16 protein-coding genes are annotated in these 21662 nt (G+C 57.2%); 1 reads left to right on the forward strand and 15 read right to left on the reverse strand.

What is annotated here, in order from left to right; genetic code table 11:
* Positions 1-4: 4 nt before the first annotated feature.
* Positions 5-577, reverse strand: a complete 573-nt coding sequence (locus tag QZ460_RS02270; RefSeq protein ID WP_366934985.1) for a DUF3575 domain-containing protein — start codon at positions 575-577, stop codon at positions 5-7.
* Between the two features lie 572 nt (positions 578-1149).
* On the opposite strand from QZ460_RS02270, the gene QZ460_RS02275 reads away from it, so the two are divergent.
* Positions 1150-1737: an HdeD family acid-resistance protein gene (locus tag QZ460_RS02275; RefSeq protein ID WP_290539970.1), complete on the forward strand. Its 588-nt coding sequence runs from the start codon at positions 1150-1152 to the stop codon at positions 1735-1737.
* A gap of 72 nt (positions 1738-1809) precedes the next feature.
* Here QZ460_RS02275 and QZ460_RS02280 read toward each other — a convergent pair whose 3' ends face one another.
* From QZ460_RS02280 to bglX, 14 genes are all read right to left on the reverse strand, one after another.
* Positions 1810-4305: a hypothetical protein gene (locus QZ460_RS02280; protein ID WP_290539971.1), complete on the reverse strand. Its 2496-nt coding sequence runs from the start codon at positions 4303-4305 to the stop codon at positions 1810-1812.
* 12 nt (positions 4306-4317) lie between these two features.
* Positions 4318-4815, reverse strand: coding sequence for a DUF3868 domain-containing protein (locus QZ460_RS02285; RefSeq protein ID WP_290539972.1), 498 nt, complete (start codon positions 4813-4815; stop codon positions 4318-4320).
* Between the two features lie 13 nt (positions 4816-4828).
* Positions 4829-5422 carry a DUF3575 domain-containing protein gene (locus QZ460_RS02290; protein ID WP_290539973.1) on the reverse strand — a complete coding sequence of 198 codons (594 nt, stop codon included), beginning with the start codon at positions 5420-5422 and terminating at the stop codon, positions 4829-4831.
* Between the two features lie 348 nt (positions 5423-5770).
* Complete coding sequence (locus QZ460_RS02295) at positions 5771-5920, reverse strand: hypothetical protein (RefSeq protein WP_290539974.1); 150 nt, start codon at positions 5918-5920, stop codon at positions 5771-5773.
* 61 nt (positions 5921-5981) lie between these two features.
* On the reverse strand, positions 5982-6566 hold the full coding sequence (locus QZ460_RS02300) for a sigma-70 family RNA polymerase sigma factor (protein ID WP_290539975.1): 585 nt from the start codon (positions 6564-6566) through the stop codon (positions 5982-5984).
* Between the two features lie 327 nt (positions 6567-6893).
* Positions 6894-7793: a cation diffusion facilitator family transporter gene (locus tag QZ460_RS02305; protein ID WP_290539976.1), complete on the reverse strand. Its 900-nt coding sequence runs from the start codon at positions 7791-7793 to the stop codon at positions 6894-6896.
* Positions 7794-8016: 223 nt separating this feature from the next.
* On the reverse strand, positions 8017-9168 hold the full coding sequence (locus tag QZ460_RS02310) for a DUF1735 and LamG domain-containing protein (protein WP_290539977.1): 1152 nt from the start codon (positions 9166-9168) through the stop codon (positions 8017-8019).
* 18 nt (positions 9169-9186) lie between these two features.
* Complete coding sequence (locus QZ460_RS02315; protein WP_290539978.1) at positions 9187-11103, reverse strand: glycoside hydrolase family 18; 1917 nt, start codon at positions 11101-11103, stop codon at positions 9187-9189.
* A gap of 24 nt (positions 11104-11127) precedes the next feature.
* Positions 11128-12684: a SusD/RagB family nutrient-binding outer membrane lipoprotein gene (locus tag QZ460_RS02320; protein WP_290539979.1), complete on the reverse strand. Its 1557-nt coding sequence runs from the start codon at positions 12682-12684 to the stop codon at positions 11128-11130.
* Positions 12685-12698: 14 nt separating this feature from the next.
* Entirely contained in the window at positions 12699-16019 is a 3321-nt protein-coding gene (locus tag QZ460_RS02325) for a SusC/RagA family TonB-linked outer membrane protein (protein ID WP_290539980.1), read from the reverse strand.
* A 239-nt stretch (positions 16020-16258) separates the two neighbouring features.
* Positions 16259-17194, reverse strand: coding sequence for a FecR family protein (locus tag QZ460_RS02330; protein WP_290539981.1), 936 nt, complete (start codon positions 17192-17194; stop codon positions 16259-16261).
* A gap of 92 nt (positions 17195-17286) precedes the next feature.
* Positions 17287-17886 (reverse strand): RNA polymerase sigma-70 factor, encoded by a 600-nt coding sequence (locus tag QZ460_RS02335; RefSeq protein ID WP_290539982.1) that lies wholly within the window; start codon positions 17884-17886, stop codon positions 17287-17289.
* 452 nt (positions 17887-18338) lie between these two features.
* Positions 18339-19349, reverse strand: a complete 1011-nt coding sequence (locus tag QZ460_RS02340; protein WP_290539983.1) for a metallophosphoesterase family protein — start codon at positions 19347-19349, stop codon at positions 18339-18341.
* A 10-nt stretch (positions 19350-19359) separates the two neighbouring features.
* Positions 19360-21627, reverse strand: coding sequence for a beta-glucosidase BglX (gene bglX / locus QZ460_RS02345; protein ID WP_290540125.1), 2268 nt, complete (start codon positions 21625-21627; stop codon positions 19360-19362).
* Between the last annotated feature and the right edge of the window lie 35 nt (positions 21628-21662).

Raw genomic sequence — 21662 nt, forward strand, 5'->3', positions numbered from 1 at the left:
CGAACTAAAATACATAGGCTACCGAGAAAGCCAACTTGGTGACACCCCAATAGTTGTACTTTCCCGAATCGAGGCGGGTGCCGCAGCGCGCGCAGGGATATTTGTCGTAGATGACGCGCGCATAGCCCAAGCCCAGAGCCGCCTCCAGATTCCAGTGACGGCCCAGCGGCAGGGCATAACCATAAGTCAGGCCGGCCCCATAGAGGTCGCCTTCGTAGCGCTTGTCGCGCAGATCCTTCCACAATCCGAAAGGAATCCTGACTTTGGCCAGATTGAATTTACTCCAGTGAGCGTGCAAACCGAAGAAGTGGCCGCTCATCGGTTCGCATAACCAATAATGGAATTCCGGCTGCACGAGAATGTGACGCCATTTACGGCCGTCCGAGAAGTCCCATGCATTGTAGTTTCCGGCTACTTCAAAACTCCACTTCCGGGCAAACGACACCTCCACGCCCGCATTGACGGTCGCCATGGCATCGTACACCAAGTTTGTTTTCAGAGCAATCTGCTGAGAAAAAACAGAGGGGGGGGGGAGAAACAGACTAATAAACAATAAAATAGAGAATTTTTTCATCATTCAGTCTTTCAAAAGATAAAAACCGATTCTACCCTGATTTGTGGAATTTAACGATCTGGTTGTGTCGATATTGCGTACAAAGATAATGTTAGAATCGCCTCATTCCAAATATTTTCAGACAAAATAATCCAAAGGCGCATCAATTCCGACGCCGGATCCTTATTTCGTGTGTAACAGCCAAATAAGCCTGTTCAGCTCCGGATCGCCCGACAGGAAGGGAATTACGCCTAAAAAGAAAAAAACAACTTTCCCTTTACGGTCTTTTCATGCAAGATACAGGCCTGTTTCATCACTTTGGTCCGGAAGCAAGAATATGCGTCGGGCTCACATCGTCGGGCTCACATCGTCGGGCTCCCGTTCAAGAGACCGCGACGCTGCCGCTACGACGTCCGGGGTCTGGAGCCCGGCGATCCGACCTGCGACAGCCAAGCCCGACAGCCCGACACCCTTCCGGCTGCCGGCAGCACACAACAGACTTTCCATCCCGCAATCGGCGAAGAGACTCCCCCTCCGCCCCGGGAGCGATGGATCTGGTACGCAAATTGCTCGGAGTGGGAGAAATACCTCATACCATGAACAATTTTTCCGCTCTGATCGAAAACTCGAAACAGGCCGTCCGCTACTGGTGGCTGCTGCTGCTCATCGGCATCGCACTCGTCGCTGTCGGAGTGCTGATTTTCGTCTACCCGGCCCAAAGCTACCTGGGCATGTCGCTCGTCTTCGGATGGCTGATGCTGATTTCGGGCATCCTGGAAGTCGTGCTCTCCTCGGCCAACAAACACTTCATCACGGGCCGCGGCTGGATGATGGCCGGAGGGATCATCGAGATCATCCTCGGCATCATCCTGATCTTCAACGTCGGGCTTTCGGCCGCCACGCTGCCCGTCTTCCTGGGCTTCTGGCTGATGATGCGTGGCTTCAGCGCCATCGGGCTGGGCGGCGACATGAACGCCCTGGAGATCGCCGGTTCGGGCTGGACCATCTTCACGGGCATCCTCCTGCTGCTCTGCTCGCTGTGGATTCTGTTTCAGCCGCTGGTCATCGGCACGACGGCCGTTATCGTCTGGGTCGGCATCACGCTGCTCCTGGCCGGCATCACGGCCTTCTCGCTGGCCCTCCAGCTCCGCAACGCCCACCACTGCCTGAGCAGCACCCGCTGACACATCTGCCAACGAAAAACCCGGGATGCCCCACTTGCGGAAGCATCCCGGGTTTCGTAACTCCGGCGTACTCTATTCGAAATCCTCCCGGAACAACCCGTATTTGCGGATCAGGCGGGAGATCTCGGGATCGAGATTGCCGCGGAATTTCAGGCTCTCGCGCAGTTCCACCGAGTGCAGGAAATATTGCACAGCCTGCTCCTCATCGCCCAGACGCGACGCGAGGATGGCCAGCATGTACTGGATGTCGGGTGTCGAACCGGCATTCGGCTCGGCGCGCAGAATGCGGTATGCCGCGGCATCGTAGCCCAGCGACATGTAGGCCAGCGCCGTATTGCGGTCCTCGTAGGGACGCAGGATCGTGAGCGCCTCCTCATAGCGCCGCTTCTTGAGCAACTCCACGGCGCGCATGTACTCGGTATCGACCTCGGTCGTGTAGACCGTGTCCTGCTGCATGCCGCGACGGTGGAGGTTGAAGCGGAAATCCACGGCGCGCATCTGCGGATAGATCACCCGGCGCATATACTCGTAAGACTTGGGATATTTCGCCCGGATACGCCATTCGCGGTTATCGGGATTCCCCTCCCACTTCATCATGTCGAGTACCTCCTGCTTATTGGCTATCAGCGTGTCGGCAGCTGTCAACCGATAGAGTTCGTCCCAGTCCTCGGCCAGCCACTTCGTGCGCAGCAGGTTCGGCAGATCGGGAAGCTGCTCATCGGCGGACGTGTCGAGCACCTGCCGTCCGTTCTCGTCGAGCGTATAGCTGCCCGAGACCTTGAGCGAGTCGTACAGTGTGCGGAACTCCGACACGAGCACCCGACGCAGCGCCTCGGCACGTTCCCGGGCCAGGCGCTCGTTTATCTGCCAGCTTCCTTCGGGCGAAGCCGTGGCGCGGAGCGTGATGCTGTCGATGATGTAGACCGGATCGGTCATCAGGTCGCGCGTCAGCGAACGCACGGCGGCGATCTGACGGCGATTGACGGTCAGCGTATCCACAAGGGTCGCCTTGCCCGACGGGAAGGTGAAGAAGAAACGCGCATTGGCCTCGGCGTCGCGCAGCACGATGCGCTGCATGTAGCGCGTCGTTTCATCGAGGAACGTGGTCATCGAAGCCACATTGTAGGTCAGCGTATCCGACCGGGTGATCCGGTGGCTGCGCCCGCTCCGGTCTTCGACTTTACCGGCCAGGTTGAGATAGAGTTTCGACGTATTCTCGTCGGCCTGCACCTGCTCGGTATAGTAATAGTCGATCCGCCCGTCGGGCCGGTAGATCACCGTGTCGAGCCGTGCATTGCCATAATAGGGATGGCGCACCAGGCGCGCGTAGGCAGCAGGGCTATTTGCCGCCCGCTCGTTATTGCGCCGCAGATCTCCCTCGCTGAGCATGCTGCGCCGCACCTCCGCCGTATCAAGGGCATTCAGTTCCGCCAGACGGTCGGCGACATACTCCCTGCGGATACGGTATTGCTCCCGGGCGGCGCTGTCTCCGGTTTCGCGCAGCAGTCCTTCGATCTTCGGGCGGCGCAGCCCCGTATGGGCGAGCCGCCGGTCAGCCAGCGAACGGACCTTGGCATCGTCGGCCGTATAGACCTCGCCGTAAACACGCCCGGGAGTCTCCGCCAGCGAACGGATGTAAGCCTCGCGCTCACGCCCCCCGTCGACCGGATATTCACCCTGTACACGGGTATAGATCCCGCCGCCGGGCAGCACGTCGTCACCCGTGTAAGCATGCCGGTAGCGCGGTGCAAAATAGTCGTTCAAATGGTCAAACTTATTGTCGGCGTCCGGGGTGTAGCTGATCCGGTCCCGCACCTTGCGGTCGGTCGTCATGACGTAGCGGCGCAGCCGGGTATGCAGCCGACGGCGTTTCCCGGGAGTCGTCCACCCCACTTCGCTGTCGAACATCGCCTCCTCGGGCGTCATCCGGTCCAGACGGACTTCGGCATCGGCATACTTCATCCGCTGCTCCGCCACACGGTCCATATAGCGGGAATACCCCTTCAGATCACCGAAGCACTCGAAGTAATCCGCGCTGTCGACGATCCGCCCGAGGTAATTCTCATAACGTGCATATTCGCGCTGCTGCATCGTCCTGAAGCGGTTGCCGCTGTAGACCAGCGGATCGAACACCAGCGTGTCCGTCCCCTTGCGCAGCTGCGGATCGACGACCAACTGCCAGTTTCGGTCCTGCAACTCCTGCGGAACCGACACAATGAAGTCTACGTTGATCTTGCCGTTGCGCTCCACCAGGTTGCGGAGGTGCGAGGCCGAAATGACCACCTCGTCGATGGACACCGACATCATCTTCTCACCCGACAGCGAATCGACGTCCACGGGTGTAATGAAAAGTTCCGTACCGTCCTGCTTGCGGAAGGTAATAACCTTTTGGGTGCTGGCCGTATCGGCGGCCTGCACCACGGGGTTCTGCGTCGACCGGGCCGGGAGGCTTACCCCGACTTCGGGATCGCTCTTGGCCAGTTTGCGGATATTGCCGCACCCGGTCAGGAATGCACCCACGGCAAAGATTGCCGCCGCATACCCCATCCATTCGCGTTGTTTCATCATCCGGGCAGGCTTTTAGTTGCGGGAAACGTCCACCGCACCGTTCACATCGACCGTAAAGACCCGCTTGATGCCTCCAGGCGAGGTCTGCACCTGACGCAGTACCAGCGAGGCATCGGCCATCCAACTTTCATAGGGCACCTTCATCTCATAACGGAATACCTGATCGGTCTCCTTGTCGGCATTGATCGTCATGTAGGGTTGCCGCTCGGCCCAGTAGGCTCCGCTGAGACGGCGGCGGCGCTCCTGCATGTGCTGCTGATAGCGGCCGTTGATGAGGATGTGGGGAAAGAGTTTCACCGACTTGCGGTCGGGAGTGCTCAGCTCGGGCAGGATCGCCCAGCTCTGCGAGCGGGTCACGGCATTGCGCGACACCGATATTTCCAGCACCATGTGCAGCTCGCCGCCGCGTTCGGCCAGCACCTTGCGCGTCACGGCGATATCACCCACGATCTGGGCGCGGAGCGAAAGCGCCGCAACGAGAAATACGAAGAGAAAGCAGTATTTTTTCATGGGACGTGTCGTTTTATTTCTTGGAGTTGAACAGGTAGACGAACGTCACACCAATCTCGGTGGGAATCGGCAGGAAGCGCTTGGTGTCGACGTAAGACTTGGGCTTCGGGCCGTTGACCGGCTCGGTATGATAGCTCAGGCGGGCCAGTCCGGCGCCGGCCGAAAGTTCGAGATTCCAGTGGGGGCTGACGTAAAACTGGTAACCGATGCTGATGCCCGCGCCGACGAACGAACCTTTGTAATAGTTGGTCTGCAAGCCCTTCAATATCCGGTCGCCGATAAACGGGAGTTTGAAGCCGCCGACCTCGAACTTGCCGCCGATGGCGTGCACCCCGAAAAACAGGCGCGTGTACTTCTCGGTCACCCAGTAGCGATACTCGGGGCGGATGAACCAATGCTGGATCTTATTGTCGGAACCGATGGTCCAGGGATTGTAGTTGGCTGTAAAGCCCAGCGTGGAGTGTTTGCTGACGGCCAGTTCGGCTCCGATGTTCGGAGTTGTGGCAATCCAGTAGAGCAGATTGGTCTTCACGGCCACCTGCTGCGCCGATGCTCCGGCCCAGCAGCACACGGCCAAAAGAAGTACCGGAAGGATCTTCTTATTCATATTCATAGACACACAAATTGATTCGTGTTTGCACCTGTCCAAACTGGTTCAAAAGTCTCTTCCCTTCGCCATTTCAGACAATTATCGGTGCAAAATTGGACATAAAACACAAAAATATATGTATCATATATCTCACACCGCTCCAAAAAATTCGAAAAGCCCTGCCCTGAAACTTACAGGGCCGAAATCATCGTCTTCCAGCTGCGGCCGGAGGCGCTTGCCCCGGCCGAAAATCGGCCCCTCCGGAGGTCGCGACGACGCAATTTCGGAAACGCACCCTCAGAAGCCCCCGAACATCCGAAAAATGAAGGGCGCCTCACGGCGCCCTTCCCCATCAAAAATTAACCCTTAAAAATTATCCCCTTTTCGGAAGACCTCCGAGAGATAGTGGTGCAGATAGTACAAATCCGCGTCACCTTGTATCACCTCCCGCATCATTAGGTCTTCGTCCTCGGAGATGCCGTTGTTTGAAACCTCGTTTTTGTCAATTTCCTCCATAGGCTTTAGTTTTAGCTTGCGTCTATATAACGCAACCCACCCGGGGAATATTGTGCGAGGCTCAACTCAAGATCAGATTTTTTTCTTTAATCATCCGCCTCAGGTTGATCAGCGCATAGCGCATGCGTCCCAGTGCCGTATTGATGCTCACATCGGTCTGCTCGGCGATCTCCTTGAAGCTCAATCCCGAAAAGTAACGCATGATGACCACCTCTCTCTGCTCGGCGGGCAACAGTTCGACCAGCGCCCGCACGTCGCGTTCGATCTGGTCGCAGACCATCGAATCCTCAACCGTACGCTCGGCCAACTTCAGCGTCCCGAGCACGTCGTAGCCGGCCTCGGCCTCGCTCACCGATTTGTTCTGCCGCTGTGCCCGGAAATGGTCGATCACCTGGTTGTGCGCGATGCGCAGAATCCACGAAAGGAACTTCCCGTTATCGGTATAACGGCCGTCATCGATCACGCGAACGGCTTTGATAAACGTCTCCTGGAAAATATCATCGGCCACGTCACGGTCCTTGACCATCATGCCGATGTAATCCCGTACGCGACGGCTATGGCGTTCGATGAGCTCCGAAATGGCGCTACGGTCACCTGAAAGGTAGTGATTAAGCAATACCTGGTCACTTAATACTTGCACGTTCATACTCTTGTTTCTCAAATTTTAGTTACTAAGAGTAGATTTCTTTCCCGATAGGCGATCCTTTTTATTAGTTGTCTGAAGTCGTTACAATCCGTTTTGTTCGGGCCTTGCGAAACATCGGAGTTTCCGGAGGCTTTGTGTTGCAAGGTAAGTACTTTTTCCGGAAATACCAAATTTTTCTACTCCGCCGGCAATATCCCGGCACAAATTTTTTCAGCCCGGAACAGACAAAATCCATGCCAGAAATACCCCGCAGGCGGACAAAAGGGAATCCCCTCGTCCGGCGAACCGCCAAAAACAACCGTTGAAATTCTGCCCGGCCGTGCCCCGCTATTTCAGCGGCTCCACGTGGATGGCGATCATCGTACCCTCGCCGAAGCGGGCACGCAGGCGGCGTTCGATCTCGACCGTCAGGGCGTGGGAGCGCGCCACGGTCATCGCCCCGTCCATCCGGACATGCACTTCGATGGCGATCGCAGCCCCGATACGTCGGGTCCGCAGGTTGTGCGGCCGGCATACCTCGGGATCGGCCGTCACAATGCGCAGAATCTCCTCCTCCACATCGGCCGGGAGCGAACGCTCCAGCAGTTCGTTCAATCCCGTGCGGACCAGATCGAAGGCCACCTTGAAGATGAACACCGCCACAACGAGCGCAGCGATGGGATCGGCGATACGCCACTCCTGGCCCAGGAAATAGGCACAGGCGATGCCGACGAGCGTCCCCAGCGACGACAGGGCATCGCTGCGGTGGTGCCAGGCATTGGCCACGACACTCGGACTGTCAACCGCGCGGCCTTCACGGACCGTGTAGCGGTAGAGCATCTCCTTGATGAGGATCGACACCCCGGCCGCCACGAGGGCCACCAGCCCCGGCCGGGGCAGCAACCCGCCGTCGACCACGATACGGATGTCGCGGATGCTGCCGGCGAGAATCCCTCCCCCGACGATCCCCAGTGCAAGGCTTATGATGATCGTGGCAAGGGTTTCGTACTTCCCGTGGCCGTAATCGTGGCCGTCGTCGCGGGGCTTGGCGGAGATCCGCGCAAAGGCGATCACCACCACATCGGTCGCCAGATCGGAGAACGAGTGGACGGCATCGGCCACCATCGCCCCGCTCCGCCCGACGATTCCGGCGGCAAGTTTCAGCACAGACAACACCAGGTTGACCACGAACCCCACAAAGGTCACGCGGTAGATTTTACGTTTCCGGATTTCCGCTTCGCTGGACATAGTCGAACAATGTAAGGTTCAAAAGTAGAAAAAAATTTCCAGAAAACACATCCCCAACCGCCGTTTCCGATTGCAGACGCTTGCCGCCGCAGCGATCATCCGCCGATTTGCGGGACGGCATGCCCCAATCCTCGCAGCTGGAACAGCAACAGGGAGAGCTGCAAGCGCAAAAAAATCCGTGGAATCTTGCGACTCCACGGATTGGAAACATTCAGAGGCGGAATTACATCCACTTCGTATCGATCATCTGCGGCTGAGAGCTACCGCCGATGGCATCGTATCCGTGACCGGTGAGGTCCTTGACGCGGTTGCCGCCTGCAGCAACCTCCCACTCGTTCATGCGCCAGTAGGCCAACAGACCATCCGATGCGGGATCGACATAGTTCATGTTGTTGGCGATCTCCGACTGCGAGAGGGCACGGGTCCATACGCGGCACTCGGCAACATAGCCATCGAGAGGACGTCCGCCGCCATAAGAAGCTCCAAGGTAGAACCCGCCCGAGTTGTCGCTGGTGAGATTGATCGTCTCACCCTGCGTGGCCACACCGGTGGCATACTGTCCGTCGATGTAGATGTCCCAGCTCGAGCCGGTCCATACGGCAGCCACATGATACCAAGTGTCGGTTGCGAAGGGTTTGTCGGCAGCTGCGGGCTGGTAGTCGCCGTGGCAGATCTGCAGGCAGTTGTTGGGGATCTTCACATCGCCGAAACGGACTCCGCACTCACCCTCGATACCCATGATCGAGCTGATGTAGGGGTCATACGGCTGGAAGTTCTTCACATAGACGCGCGTCTCCAGCGTCAACTCCTTGAGGGCCGAGAGATCCGAATTTTCCTGGAACTTCGCCACGTTGTAGATGTTCGATCCGCCCAGATAGATGGCCTTGCTGATCACAGGGGTCTTGAGCACCAGAAAGAGGGTGCGGCTGGGCTCGAGTATGCTGAGCGACCCCGACACCGACTTGATGCTGATGGGCACGCAGTAGGTGACTCCCTCCTTGAAGGCATCCATCGAGTTGAGCGAGAATACCACCTCCGAAGAAGTGCTGTAACCGGCCAGGATGCTGGCTTCGTTGGTACTGAGGCTGAAGCTCTCCAGGGGCGGCAGCTGATAGTTCTTGCCGTATTGGGCATTGTAGCCTTCGAGCAATTCGGGGCACACGGCCAATTCGACATTGACGGCATGGTCGACAACGACCGACGACGATACGGTGAAGGAGGCCTTGGCAGGCAGTTCATCGATGGTCATCGAGCGATCGGGACGCACCTGCGCGTCAGTCATGTACAATGCAGGATATGTATCTGCCGAATCCTGGCAACCCGTCAATACGGCAGTCATCAACATCAGCGGGGTCAACAATTTATGCAGTTTCATCTCTTTTACGAATTAAAGTTATTTGGAAGGGGCATAGACCTCGAATTCATCCATGCAGACTTTTTTACTTGTGGAGTGCGGAGCCACAAATACGCGGAGATACTTTGCCTTGACACTCTTCGTGAACTGGAAGATCTTCCATCGCGCGTTATCCACCGTGGGCTTGAAGCGAACGCCGTTCGTAAGGCTCACCCACTCTTCGCCGTCGGTGCTGTAGACAAACTCGATGCAATCGGGCTCGGCATCGCTGACACTGCTGGGCATATGCCATCTAAAGCCCGAAACGTCGTAAATCTTGTCCATGCCGATGATGAAGTTACCACCGTTGCGGCCCCACGCACGACTCGACGAATACAGGTATTTGGAATCATCGACGGAACCGTCGAACATCCACGCCTTCTTCTCGTCGTTGATGTTGAGAATACCCGGATCACCCGAAGAGTTCTGTCCCCGGTAGAAATCGACGGTCCAGGCCAGAGTGGGGGCAATCTTCTCTCCCGTCAAAGCCGTAGCCCCGACATTGATGTCCATGCCCTTGACGCTGATAAGCAGGTAGTGTACCAGCGGCTCTCTCACCACCAGATTCATATTCTCGGGGGAATCGACGACAACGGGAATCAGGAACTCACCCGAGGTGATGCCCCGGAGGTCCACTTCCACGGGAACCTCGTCCGAATGCAGCATGCCTTCCCGAACCGTGATCTCTTTCAGCGATACTTTGGAGGCATCGTATTCGTTGTAGTCGGTGCCGTTCTTGAGGTTGAACTTCCCGACAAGCGAGTTGTCCACGCTCAGGGCGAAAGAGGCTTCAAAGGAGACCGGACGCGAGAATTTCAGACAGATCCGATCGTCGATCGAACCGTCGACCGAACCATCGCTGTTGAGCACCAGCGCATGTTTGACCACCGATGCGGGCGAAAGCGCCACCACGATGCTTCCGCCGGCGGGGTTCATGTCCTGAATAGCCTCGCGCATGTACTTGTAAGGCATCGACGTATTGGCGTATTCATACTCCATGTGGTATGCTCCGAAACCGGCACCGAAACCTTGCTCGGGATTGAAACGGGCCATACCGAGCAGCGAACCGACCACCGTGCCGTCCTGGCATTTGTGATTGACGCCTCCCGTTTTCCAGTAAGACTCGAAGTTTTCGGCAAAAATATATTGCTCCGGTTTCCAGCCCTTGGCAGCCGCGTTGTCGAAGCGCCTCTGGAGGTCCGTGTAGCCGGAGGAGGCGTAAGCCTGCACGATGCCGTAATCGAAGCACTCGGTCACCTCCCGCGAAGCCGCGAAAGGAACTCCGTCAATCATCAGCAGACGTCCCGTGCCCGACTTCGGCCCCACATACTTGCTCATGGCGAGAATCAGTTTGGTGAACAGTTCGTTGTCGTGCCCCACGAACGGTCCGTTGGCTCCGTAGCCCGGCTCGTAGTCGATGTCGATACCGTCGTAGTTGTACTTGTCCATCGAGTCCTTGCAGTAGGCCTTGGCATAGGCCTCGATCGCCTCGTCGGTATATTCTCCGCCACCGATCTCCGTCAGAAACGGCTCCGGCATTTTGTCCGAGAAGATGGTATAGGTCACTTTCGTTCCCTTGATCTTCTGCACAAACTCCTTATCGGCCATCTGCTCGGGAGTGAGCGAGTGCCACTGGCTCCAGATCGAGATAATGTCCATCGAGTCAGGAGCGCTGACCAGACGGGTCTGATACGAAGCTCCCACGGCCGTCCAGGATCCGTACCAGCCGAAAGCAATCTTGTGCTTGGTCTTCTTGTACTCGCGCAACGCCTGGTAATAGGCATTATCGCGCAGAATGGGAGACTGCTGGTGAGGATGTTGGGTGATCTCCCGCTCGCTCTCGGTCCAGTCGGAGCACGATACTAGAGAGCCGCCCACCATGACGACAGCCAGAATATATTTGATGAATCTTTTCATTTTGAGTCGATTGTTTTAGGTTGATTATTTCTTGTCCCACCAAAGTTTGGTATTGCCGGAATCCATGCCGCCAAGCAGACCGATCGCCTCGGTGACACCCGCGAGGTTGTTGGCATACTCCGAACGGGGGAAAGTCATGCGGCGCACCTGCGTCGAGGTGCTGACCTTGCCGCCACTCATGTTGTTGACGATGGGGATCACCCGGGGATAGCCCGTACGGCGGAACTCCGACCATGCCTCCTGTCCGTTGGGGAACATGGCGATCCACTTCTGGGTGATGATGCGCTCGAGCTTCAGCTCGGGGCTGTCGCCGGCGTTCCATTGTGCCGTGACGGTCGAAGGCTGCTGTGCGTCATACTTGGTAGTGGCCGCAGAGGCGTCCTTGAATGCCGCGGGCTGCTTTCCGCTGTCCATGTAGCTGTTGGCAGCATCGGCCGACAGACCGTTCTCCACAAACGAAAGGCGTACACCCTGCTTGTAGAACGTCTCGTCGTTGCCACCCATGTTCCAACCGAGCATGGCGCCCTCGGCACGCAGGAAAGCCACCTCCGAAGCCAGCAGCCAGACCACGGGGGTATCCTTGGCGACATTGGGCACCGAAAGAGCCTGGTAGTCGGCGGTGAGCATCGCATTCAGACCGCTGCGTACGCCGTGATACTGCCCGTCCTTGCAAGGCTTGAAGAAAGCCGCCAGACGCGGATCCTCATAACCGTTCATATAGGCATCGATGGTAGCGCCCATACGGGTATCCTTGTAGGCGTTCCACACCTCCTCCAGCGGGTTGTACACCTGGATGGACCCGTGGCTCTTGAGCAGGGCGTTGTCCTCCACGTTCTCGATCACACCGTCACGAACGGCCTCCTCGGCATACTGCTTCGCCAGCTGGGGCTCCACGAAACGGATGCGCATCGCCATACGGAGCTTCTCGGAGTTGGCCAGTTTCAGCCACTTGGCATATTCGCCCTGGTAAATCAAATCCACCTTCTCCAGCGGACGGGCATTTCCGGCATTGGAGGTGTAGGTTTTCAGCACCTCGATGGCCGCGTTCAAATCCTTGAACAGGTTGGTATAGATGTCCTTCTGAGATTCGTAGGGGTTGTTCGGTTCGCCGAAGTGCGATACGGGCAGCGGACCGTAGATATCGGTCGTGCGCTGCAGGGACAGCACCTTCAGGACCTCGGCCACGGCAAAGGTGTCGTCGGTGATCTGCTTGTTGGCGTAGGCGTACTTCAGGTTGAGCCATGCGGGCATCACGTTGGTGAAAGCCACCGAGAAGGGGACATTGTTGTAGTCCGTACCGTCGAGGTCGTAGGTGCAGGTGTAACTGCCTCCGTTGAAGGCCTGGATGGGCGACAGATAACCGCCGAAGGCATCACCCATCAGGTTGCAGGCCCGCTGGAAAGCGTTGGCTCCCACATCGCTGCACGGAATGACGGCATCCATCTGCATGGTGGTGATATAGGTTTTCTTATCAATCGTCTGCGCCGCGTCAGGATTGGTATTGAAGGAGTCGAAGTCGCCCGTGCAGGCCGCAAGAGCCAAGGCGGCAAACGAGCCCAAAATCGGATTATATCGTTTCATTGATGCTTGAAGTTTTAGAATTGGAGTCTGACACTAAAGCCCAAGGTGCGGGTGCTGGGCTGCATGAAGTAATCGAGTCCCTGATAGTAGGTGCCGGTCGAAGCAGTCACCTCGGGGTCGAACGGAGCCTTGTTGTAAATCATCCACAGGTTGCGTCCGACCAGAGAAACCGTCATTGCGACCTTGTCGTTGAACCACTTCGAGGGCAGGTCGTAGCCGATGGTCATCTCGCGCAGACGCACGTTGGTCATGTCATAGACATAATGCGAGAGCATCGACATGCCGTTGCCGCTGTTTGCGTAGAAGACCTTGGCATCGGGAATCTTCTGGTTCTCCGAAATCCAGACTCCGCCGTCCTCGCGAGCCTCGGCCGAAGCCTTCGATGCACCCCAACGGTCCATCAACGCCTGTGTGGCCGATGCTCCGTGACCGCCGATGCGCGCATCGAACAGGATGCCCAGGTTGACCCCCTTGTAGGAGAACTGGTTGTTCCATCCCAGACGGCACTTGGCTTCGGTATTGCCTCCGTAGATCCACGTGTTGGGATCGGTGGTAACGGTGTTGGTGTTGGGATCAACATAGATTTGGCCCTGGTCGTCGGTTTTCAGACCCGTTACATAGAAGTCGCCGATCGAACCGCCCTTGCGAATCTTCATGCGGTAGCCGCCGTAGTCCCGGTTGACCTCCGAGATGTTGACCAGATTGCCGGTCACGTCGCGTGTCCCTTCGGGCACCAGTTCCTTGATTTCGTTGCGGTTCATCGAGAAGTTCACGTTGGTCGACCAGCGGAAGTCGTTCCACTTGTTCTTGTAGCCCAATACAGCCTCAATACCCCAGTTATTCACCTTTCCGGCGTTGATGAAGGCACGCTTGTAACCCGACGAAGGGGGAGCGTCGTAGCTGAACAGCTGGTTGTAGGTATTGGTGTTGTAGTAGGTGAAGTCCATCCAAATCTTGTTCTTCAGGAATTTGGCGTTCAGACCCACCTCAAACGACTTGGTGCGTTCGGGCGTCAGGTTCACGGCCGGGGCGTAGGTGTCCGAGGAGACGATACCGCCCGTCTGAATGGGGGTGTTGACTCCGGTGATGAAACGCTGAGGCGCATTGCCAACCTCGGCGTACGAAGCGCGGACCTTCAGGAAGGAGATGCCGATCTTCTCGGTGTCGCACATGGAGGAGATGACAGCCGACAAACCGACCGAGGGATAGAAGATGTTGGTGTCGGGCGTGTTGGCCAACTGCGAAGCCCACTCGTTGCGCGCCGTCACGTCGAGGAACAACATGCTGTTCCAGCCGATCTGTGCCGTCGCATAGATGGCCTGACGCTGGTCGTGGTAGCGGTCGGCATAGGGAATTGTCTGCGAGTGGTTCATGTTGATGTTGGTGACGGAGAACTTGTTGGGAAGGGTGGCGAGGTGACCCTCGAAACCCTGACCGTCGTTCTTGTCGTCCAGCAGGCTGGCACCCAGATTCACCGACAGCGAGAGTTTGTCGTTGCAGAAGTTCTTGTTGATCGAGAGCAGGGCATCGGCATAGAGGTTGTTGTGGAGAATCTTGTTGTTCTGAAAGTTACCGTACTCCGATGCGAACAGGCGGTTCGACGATGCGTAGATCTTGCGGGTGTAGTTCATCGCCATGTTATCGGCACGCACACGTCCCGTCAGCGTAATCCAGTCGGCGATGTCCCACTTCAGGGTCGCGTTGAACGAATAACGGTGTGCGGTGTTCTCGAACAGCTGGCGGTTGGTGACCCACCACGGGTTCTCAACGCCGGTGATGAACTCCAGCGGCCAGAACTGCTTCATGTAGCCGGCCGTAGCGTCGTAACGCTCGTAGACCTCGTATCTGGCGATATCGTCGCCGCGGGGGAACAGATAGATGGGGATCAGGGGGTTGTGATACAGACCCTGAATCAGGGGGTTGCGCTTGTACTGACGCATGTAGGTCGCGCTCAAATCCATGGTCAGCTTGTCCTTGATGAGCATCGTCGTATTGCGAACCGAGAAGTTGTAACGGTTGTAGACGTTGTTGGGGATAATACCGCGCGAATTCAGGGTCGCAGCCGAGAAATAGGTCTGGTTGATCTTCGTACCGCCCGAAATCGAAAGAGCGTTGGTCTCTTCGAAGCCGGTCTGGAAGAAATCTTCGGGATCATACGACGAAGGGGTCTCCAGCTTGGTGCCCCAGCTCATCGAGGGAGATGTGAGGTCGGTGCCATAGGTGTTCTGGAACTCCGGCATCACGAAGGTCGACGAGAAGGTGGTGTTGTTCGAGTAGTTGACCCTCACGCGGCCTTCCTCGCCTTTCTTGGTGGTGATGACGATGACACCGTTGGCACCCTGTGAACCGTAGAGGGCGGCAGCCGTGGCACCCGACAGCACGGTCATCGACTCGATATCCTCGGGGTTCAGGTTGGAGATACCCTCGAAATCACCGCCATCGGGGGTTTCGAACGTGCCGTCGGTCTGCTCCGAACGCAGGTCGGGCATGGGAATACCGTCGATTACGTAGAGCGCATTGTTGTTGCCGCTGATGGACTTCACACCTCGCATCACGACACGCGACGAACCGCCGACACCCGAGGCGCTGGCGTTAATCTGCAGACCGGCGACCTTACCCGACAGTGCGTTGATGAAGTTGGCATCCTTCACCGTGTTCACCAGTTCGCCGCCCACTTCCTGGACATTGTAGGTCAGCGATTTCTCCTCGCGCTTGATACCCAGGGCCGTCACCACGACGGCATCCATGTTCATGGCCTGTTCCCGAAGCGTGATATCGATCATCGAACGGTTGGCAACCGCCACCTCCAGCGGCTCATAGCCCAAGTAGTTGACCTGAAGTACGGCCTGACCGGCAGGGGCCGGCACATCGATTCTGTAGGCTCCGTCGGCGTCGGTGGTGACACCGATGGTGGTACCCTTGACCAGGACAGCCGCCCCAATCACGACCTGACCTTTGGAATCCTTCACGACACCTTTCACGGTGCGCGAACGGGAGTTGTCCTGTTGCTGCAGGCTGAGGATGATGTTCGAGCCGTTGATTTCGTAATTAATATCGGTACCGTTGACCATCTGCGTCAAGGCTGCCGGCACGGTGCTTTCCGTCACATCTACGGTCGTGGTGATCTTGTCGACACCAATACCCTTATCGTAGATGAACAGGTATTTGGTTTGTTTCTCTATTTCACTCATGACCTGCGACATCGTGACCTGACGCATGTGAATGGTGACACTGGCTGCCTGTGCCCATGCGGTTTGGACCATCAAAAGGCCTAAAAGCGCAGAGAAGAGCGAGATTATCAAGCTTTTATTATGCTTGATATTTTTATTCTTCATATATTTGTTATTGAAGGGTAAATGATTTAATTCTCAAAGCTGATTTTTTGAATCCGTCGTTATCCTGCATCCGGAACTGTTGGCGCAGTTCCGGATGTTTTTTCATATGCTGTAAATCCGAACAGGGAGGTAACGACCAAAGGAGTGTTGGAAGATAGGCTGGTCTTAGCTCATGGGCAGTTGAAGTTTTTAAAAGGTTAGTATCTGTTGGTTGTGAGGCGGCGGTTGGGTCTACGGGTCTAATAGATGACGAGTTGTCTGGTATCGTGGTTGTAGGTGTAGTTGAACTTGCAGTTGTGTTGCAGGATGCTCAGGGCGTGTTCCAAGCCGTCCGAAATACGGATCTTACCCATGGCCTTCAGTTCGGGAATCTCCTTCAGCCGCACGTCGATTTGCACGCCGTAGCACAGTTCCAGTCGCTCCAGCATCTCCGGCAACGTGTGGTCGGAGATCTGGATCAAATCCTCGGTCCACAGATATTCGTTGGCATCGTTCGATTCGGAGAGCATCAGCAGACCGTCGGAGAGCAGCCTTACGCGCTGGTTGGGACGGAGAATCACCTGCTGGTCGCTGCCGTGCGACGAGACTTTCACACTGCCGTCGATGAGCATCGTCGTGAAGGTCTGCTCTTCCCGGTTGGCATTCACATTGAATTTGGTGCCGAGCACCTCCACTTCACAGGCGTAGGTGTCGACAATGAAGGGGCGCTGCCTGTCTTTGGTGACATCGAACAACGCCTCACCCTCCAGACTCACGCGACGCAGGTCGCCGGTAAACAGGGCGGGGTATTCCAACGAAGCCCCCGAGTTGAGCCACACTTTCGTACCGTCCTGCAGGGTGAGCTGGATGCGCTGGCCTTCGCCGGCTGCGATTTGGGTGGTCAGATGCTGCCAGTTTTCCTGTTGGCGGGCGACGTATACCCGACCGAGACCGACGGCCAGCAGCACGACGGCTGCGGCCTCCACGACATAACGGGAGATTTTTCGCCACGAGATGCCGATCCTTCTGACAACCAGTGGCTCGGGACCGTGCAGCAACAGGGCATTGTAAACGGCGCGTTCATGGTCGAACAGCCGGCGGTTCCGGGGCGAGGCATCCAACCAGTCCATCAAGGCCTGCTGCTCCGCCATGTCGGCTTCACCTCGGAAAAAACGGTATAAAATCTCTTGATCCATGCCTGTCGGTAAAAGTTCTTTTTCGGTCCTTTTTCCTATATAGCACTTCACAAAGACGGATTCCCGCCAAAATCCTTATTTTTTTGATTTTTTTATGAAAAAATCATGAAGATCAGGTTTAGCGCCGCTGCCGGGAGGTAATCCTGAAGCACTTTTCGGAGCTGTTGCATCGATTTTTCCAATTCGGTTTCCACGCGTCGTTCGGTGATGTTCAGACGCTGGGCGATCTCCCGATAGGAGAGGTACTCCTGTTTTCGGGCATAGAACACCTGACGCGTCAGTTCCGGCATGCGGTCGACACACGTCTTGACCAGCGAGCGGATTTCGTCGGTGAAGAGGAGGCTGATGTCGCATTGCTCCAACGAGCGGATGTTCTCGTCGAGAATTTGCTGCTGCAGCTGGCTGATCCGGTTTTGGATCCGGGCCCGGGATCTGAGGGTACGCAGGTAGTTGAGGCTTTTGTGGCGGACGGTGGTCAGCACATATGCCGCGGGGTTGGAGGGATCCTCAATCCGGTCACGGTTCTCCCAGAAATAGACGAAGGAATCGGTGACAATATCCTCGGCCACACACGAATCCTGCACATAGCCGTAGGCGAAATTCTCGAAACGCGTTTTATGGGCTTCGTAGAATTTCCTGAATTCGGACTCGTCTCCGAATCGGTCCGTTATGTTCATATTGAGCTGATCCATCTCTCGCTACGCGAATTCGGTCCCCGACTGTCCGATCCCCGGGCTGCCGATTTACAGGGACCTGCGCATCGGCAAGCCGCCCGAATCCATTCGCTTTGTTTTAATGATGTCAATCGGTATAATGGATATATGTATGGATATTCATCGGAACGAACATGAAATTTGTCAACTGCAAGGTTTTATGCAAAATTATGCTATTTTGCGATAATTTGCAATTAATCTTCTTCCGACAGAGAAAAAACACCCCTTGCACAGGATACCCGGCCCATACTCCGCACCTCCGCACCACCCTTTCGGATCGCGGCGCATACCGGCAGAAGCCCAAGGGCCGACGGTTTCGGAAGGAGAGCACCCGGCACCCGGCAGCTGGCAGCCGGCGGCGGCATGAAGCAAAAATGCCCAGAGGCGGAAAACAGCCTCCGGACATCTTCATCAATTGATTGCAGAACCGACTATTGGACCGGCTTGCGCCTACGCCAATCGTCCTTGACATAGCTGTCGGGGTAGACGCTGAAATCCACCCGGCGGCCTCCCGCCTCGCAGATCCACGTCTCGAAACGCCGCTCCCCCTCCTTGAGCAGAATCACGCGCGCGCCGTTGGGCAGGTGGTTGTACTCGGTATTGCCGCCCGTATAGCGTCCGTAGGCCAGCAGAATATGGTGCCACAGCACCGAATAGTCGTTGTCGTGGTCATGGCCGACGAAAACCCCCATGACATCCCCCGCCTCCTTCATTGCCGCAAACATCCCCGTGTTCAAGGCCCCAGAGCAGGCCCGCTCCATGCGGGTCCCGATCATCACGGTCTGCTCGTCGGCCGAAGCCTGGTTATACTCGGGCAGCGGGATATGGAAAAACGCCAGGGCCGGCAACGTCCGTCCCCCGTTCCGGTCCTTGAACGAACGGCTCGTCTCCAGATACCAGCGGATCTGCGAAAAGCGGAACCAGCCATAGCCCTTCACATCCCTGAGGTGGGAATAATCGTTGGAATCCATGCAGTAAAGAATGCAGGCGTCGGATTGCCCTCCGGAAGAGCGGATCGTCAAGGCATAGTCGGGCGACTCCTCTCCGCCCCGATCGGGCTGGATATTGCAGGCGACCGAGCGCATCACGTCGTAGAGCCGATCGCGCGACATCCCCTGCTCCGCATCATGGTTGCCGAACAGAGCTACGAACGGAATGCGACAGGCCGCCACACACTCCAAGACCCGTTTCAAACCCCGGTCTGCGGGTGCATTATAGACGATATCGCCCGTAAAGACCACCAGATCGGGACGTTCGCACGCTAGGACCTCGCCGATGCGGGTCAGGGCAATTTCCGACGCCGGATTACCGCTCTGGAAGTGCACGTCGGTAAACTGCACGATTTTGAATTCGCCCGAAGGGCGGAATCTGAGTTCGGGATTCGCACCACGGACTCCCGAGCAGACCAAGAGGGATAAAACCACAATCCAAACAGTTCTCATGGTTCCGATTTTAGTTCAAGGTGAATACCTGCCCCCCGGCCAGATCGCTCGATCCGCCGATCATCACCTCGAAATCGCCCTTTTCGGCAACAAGATTCAGTTCGTAGTCGTAGTATTTCAGCATCGGGACATCGATTTCGAAGCTCACCTCACGGGTTTCGCCCGCCTCCAAGCGGATCTTCCGGAATCCCTTCAGTTCCTTCACGGGACGGGTCGTCGTCCCCACCAGATCGCGGATATAGAGCTGCACGACCTCCTTTCCGGCACATTTTCCCGTATTGCGCACGGTCACCGATGCCGTCAGACGATCGTCTTCGGATTCGAGGCTCCGCTTCGAGAGGCGGACCTCGCCGTATTCGAACGTCGTGTAGGACAGACCGTAGCCGAAGGGGTAAAGCGGCGTGGTTGCGACATCCAGATAGTTGCTTTGGAACTTCTGGAAGGTATCGCCCCGATGCGGACGCCCCGTATTCTTGTGGTTGTAGTAGATCGGAATCTGCCCCACATTGCGCGGGAAGCTCGAGGCGAGTTTTCCCGACGGATTCACCGCACCGAACAGCACATCGCCGATGGCCGAAGCCGCACAGGTGCCTCCGAACCAGACGTTGAGAATCGCCCCCACGTGTTCCGCCTCCCAGGCCAGCGTCATCGGACGCCCCGCCAAAAGCACCAGCACCACCGGTTTCCCGGTTGCGACCAGCGCCTTGAGCAGGCTCTGCTGGGCATCGGGAATGCCGATGTAGGAGCAACTGCTGCTCTCGCCGCTGCGCTCGGCCGTCTCGCCCAGCACCGCGACCACGACGTCCGACCGCTCGGCCACCGACAGCGCCTCCTGCAGCATGGCCCGATCGGAACGTCCGTCACGGGGCACCTCGCGCCCGAACATCGTGATGTTCTTCTCCAGCGTTTCATCGAAGGTGATGTTGCTTCCCCGCGCATAAAGCACCCGAGCCTGCTCGCCGACCGCCTCGCGGATCCCTTCCAGAACCGTCTTGGGCTTCGACATGTCCGCGGCCACGCACCACGTACCGCTCATGTTCTCGCGCGATGCCGCCAGAGGACCGACCACTCCGATCGTTCCCCTGCGCTTCAGGGGCAGCAGTCCGCCCTCGTTCTTCAGCAGCACGAACGACTCCGCGGCGATTCTGCGGGCCTCGGCCAGATGCTCCTCCGAGAAAACGGGGCTGTGGGCCGAGTCGACCTTACAGTAACGATAGGGATCGTCGAAAAGGCCCAGTTTGTATTTGGCCTCCAGCACCAGACGGCAGGCCCGGTCGATGGATTCCTGCGAGACGCGTCCCTTAGCCAAAGCCTCGCCCAACGTGCCGACAAAGCCTTCGCTGACCATGTCCATATCGACCCCGGCCTCGATCGAACGTGCCGACACGGTCTTGAAATCGCCGATGCCGTGGTCAACCATCTCCTTGATCCCCGTATAGTCCGTCACGACGAATCCGTCGAATCCCCACTCTCCGCGCAGGACGTCGGTCATCAGCCATTTGTTGGCCGTGGCGGGAATGCCGTTGATCTCGTTGAAGGAGGCCATGACCGACCCCACACCGGCCTCCACGGCTGCTTTGTAAGGCGGAAAATATTCGTTGTACATCCGTTGCAGGCTCATGTCCACCGTGTTGTAGTCGCGTCCGGCTTCGGATGCCCCGTACAGGGCGAAGTGCTTGACGCAGGCCATGATCTCGTCCGTGGCATAGTGCTCCGGATCGCGGCCCTGATAGCCGTAGACAAAGGCTTTGGAAATGGCACTCGCCAGGCAGGGATCCTCCCCCACGCCCTCCGCGACACGCCCCCAGCGGGGATCGCGCGAGATGTCGACCATCGGCGAGAAGGTCCAGCAGATGCCCGACGCACTGGCCTCCACGGCGGCGATCCGGGCGGATCGTTCGACCAGTTCCATATCCCACGTCGAGGCCAGCCCCAGCGGAATCGGGAATACGGTCTCATAGCCGTGGATCACATCCATTCCGAAGATGAGCGGAATACCCAGGCGGCTGTTATGCACGGCTATCGTCTGCATCTCGCGGACCTTGTCCACACCCTTGATATTGAACAGTCCGCCGACAAGGCCCCGACGGATCTTGTCCGCAATGTCGCTGTTCTTCGCCAGCCCCGTCGTGAAATCTCCGGCACTCGGCAAATTGAGCTGTCCGAGTTTCTCCTCGAGGGTCATCCGGTCCATCAGGTCCGAGATGTAGTCGTCCATGGACTGCCGGTCGGACGATCCCGCCGCACAGGAGGCGCACAGGAACGCAAGCCCCAGCATGATAATGCATTTATTCATAATGATTCGCAACAGAG

The organism is Alistipes sp., from assembly GCF_020026455.1.
Classification (GTDB): Bacteria; Bacteroidota; Bacteroidia; order Bacteroidales; family Rikenellaceae; genus Alistipes.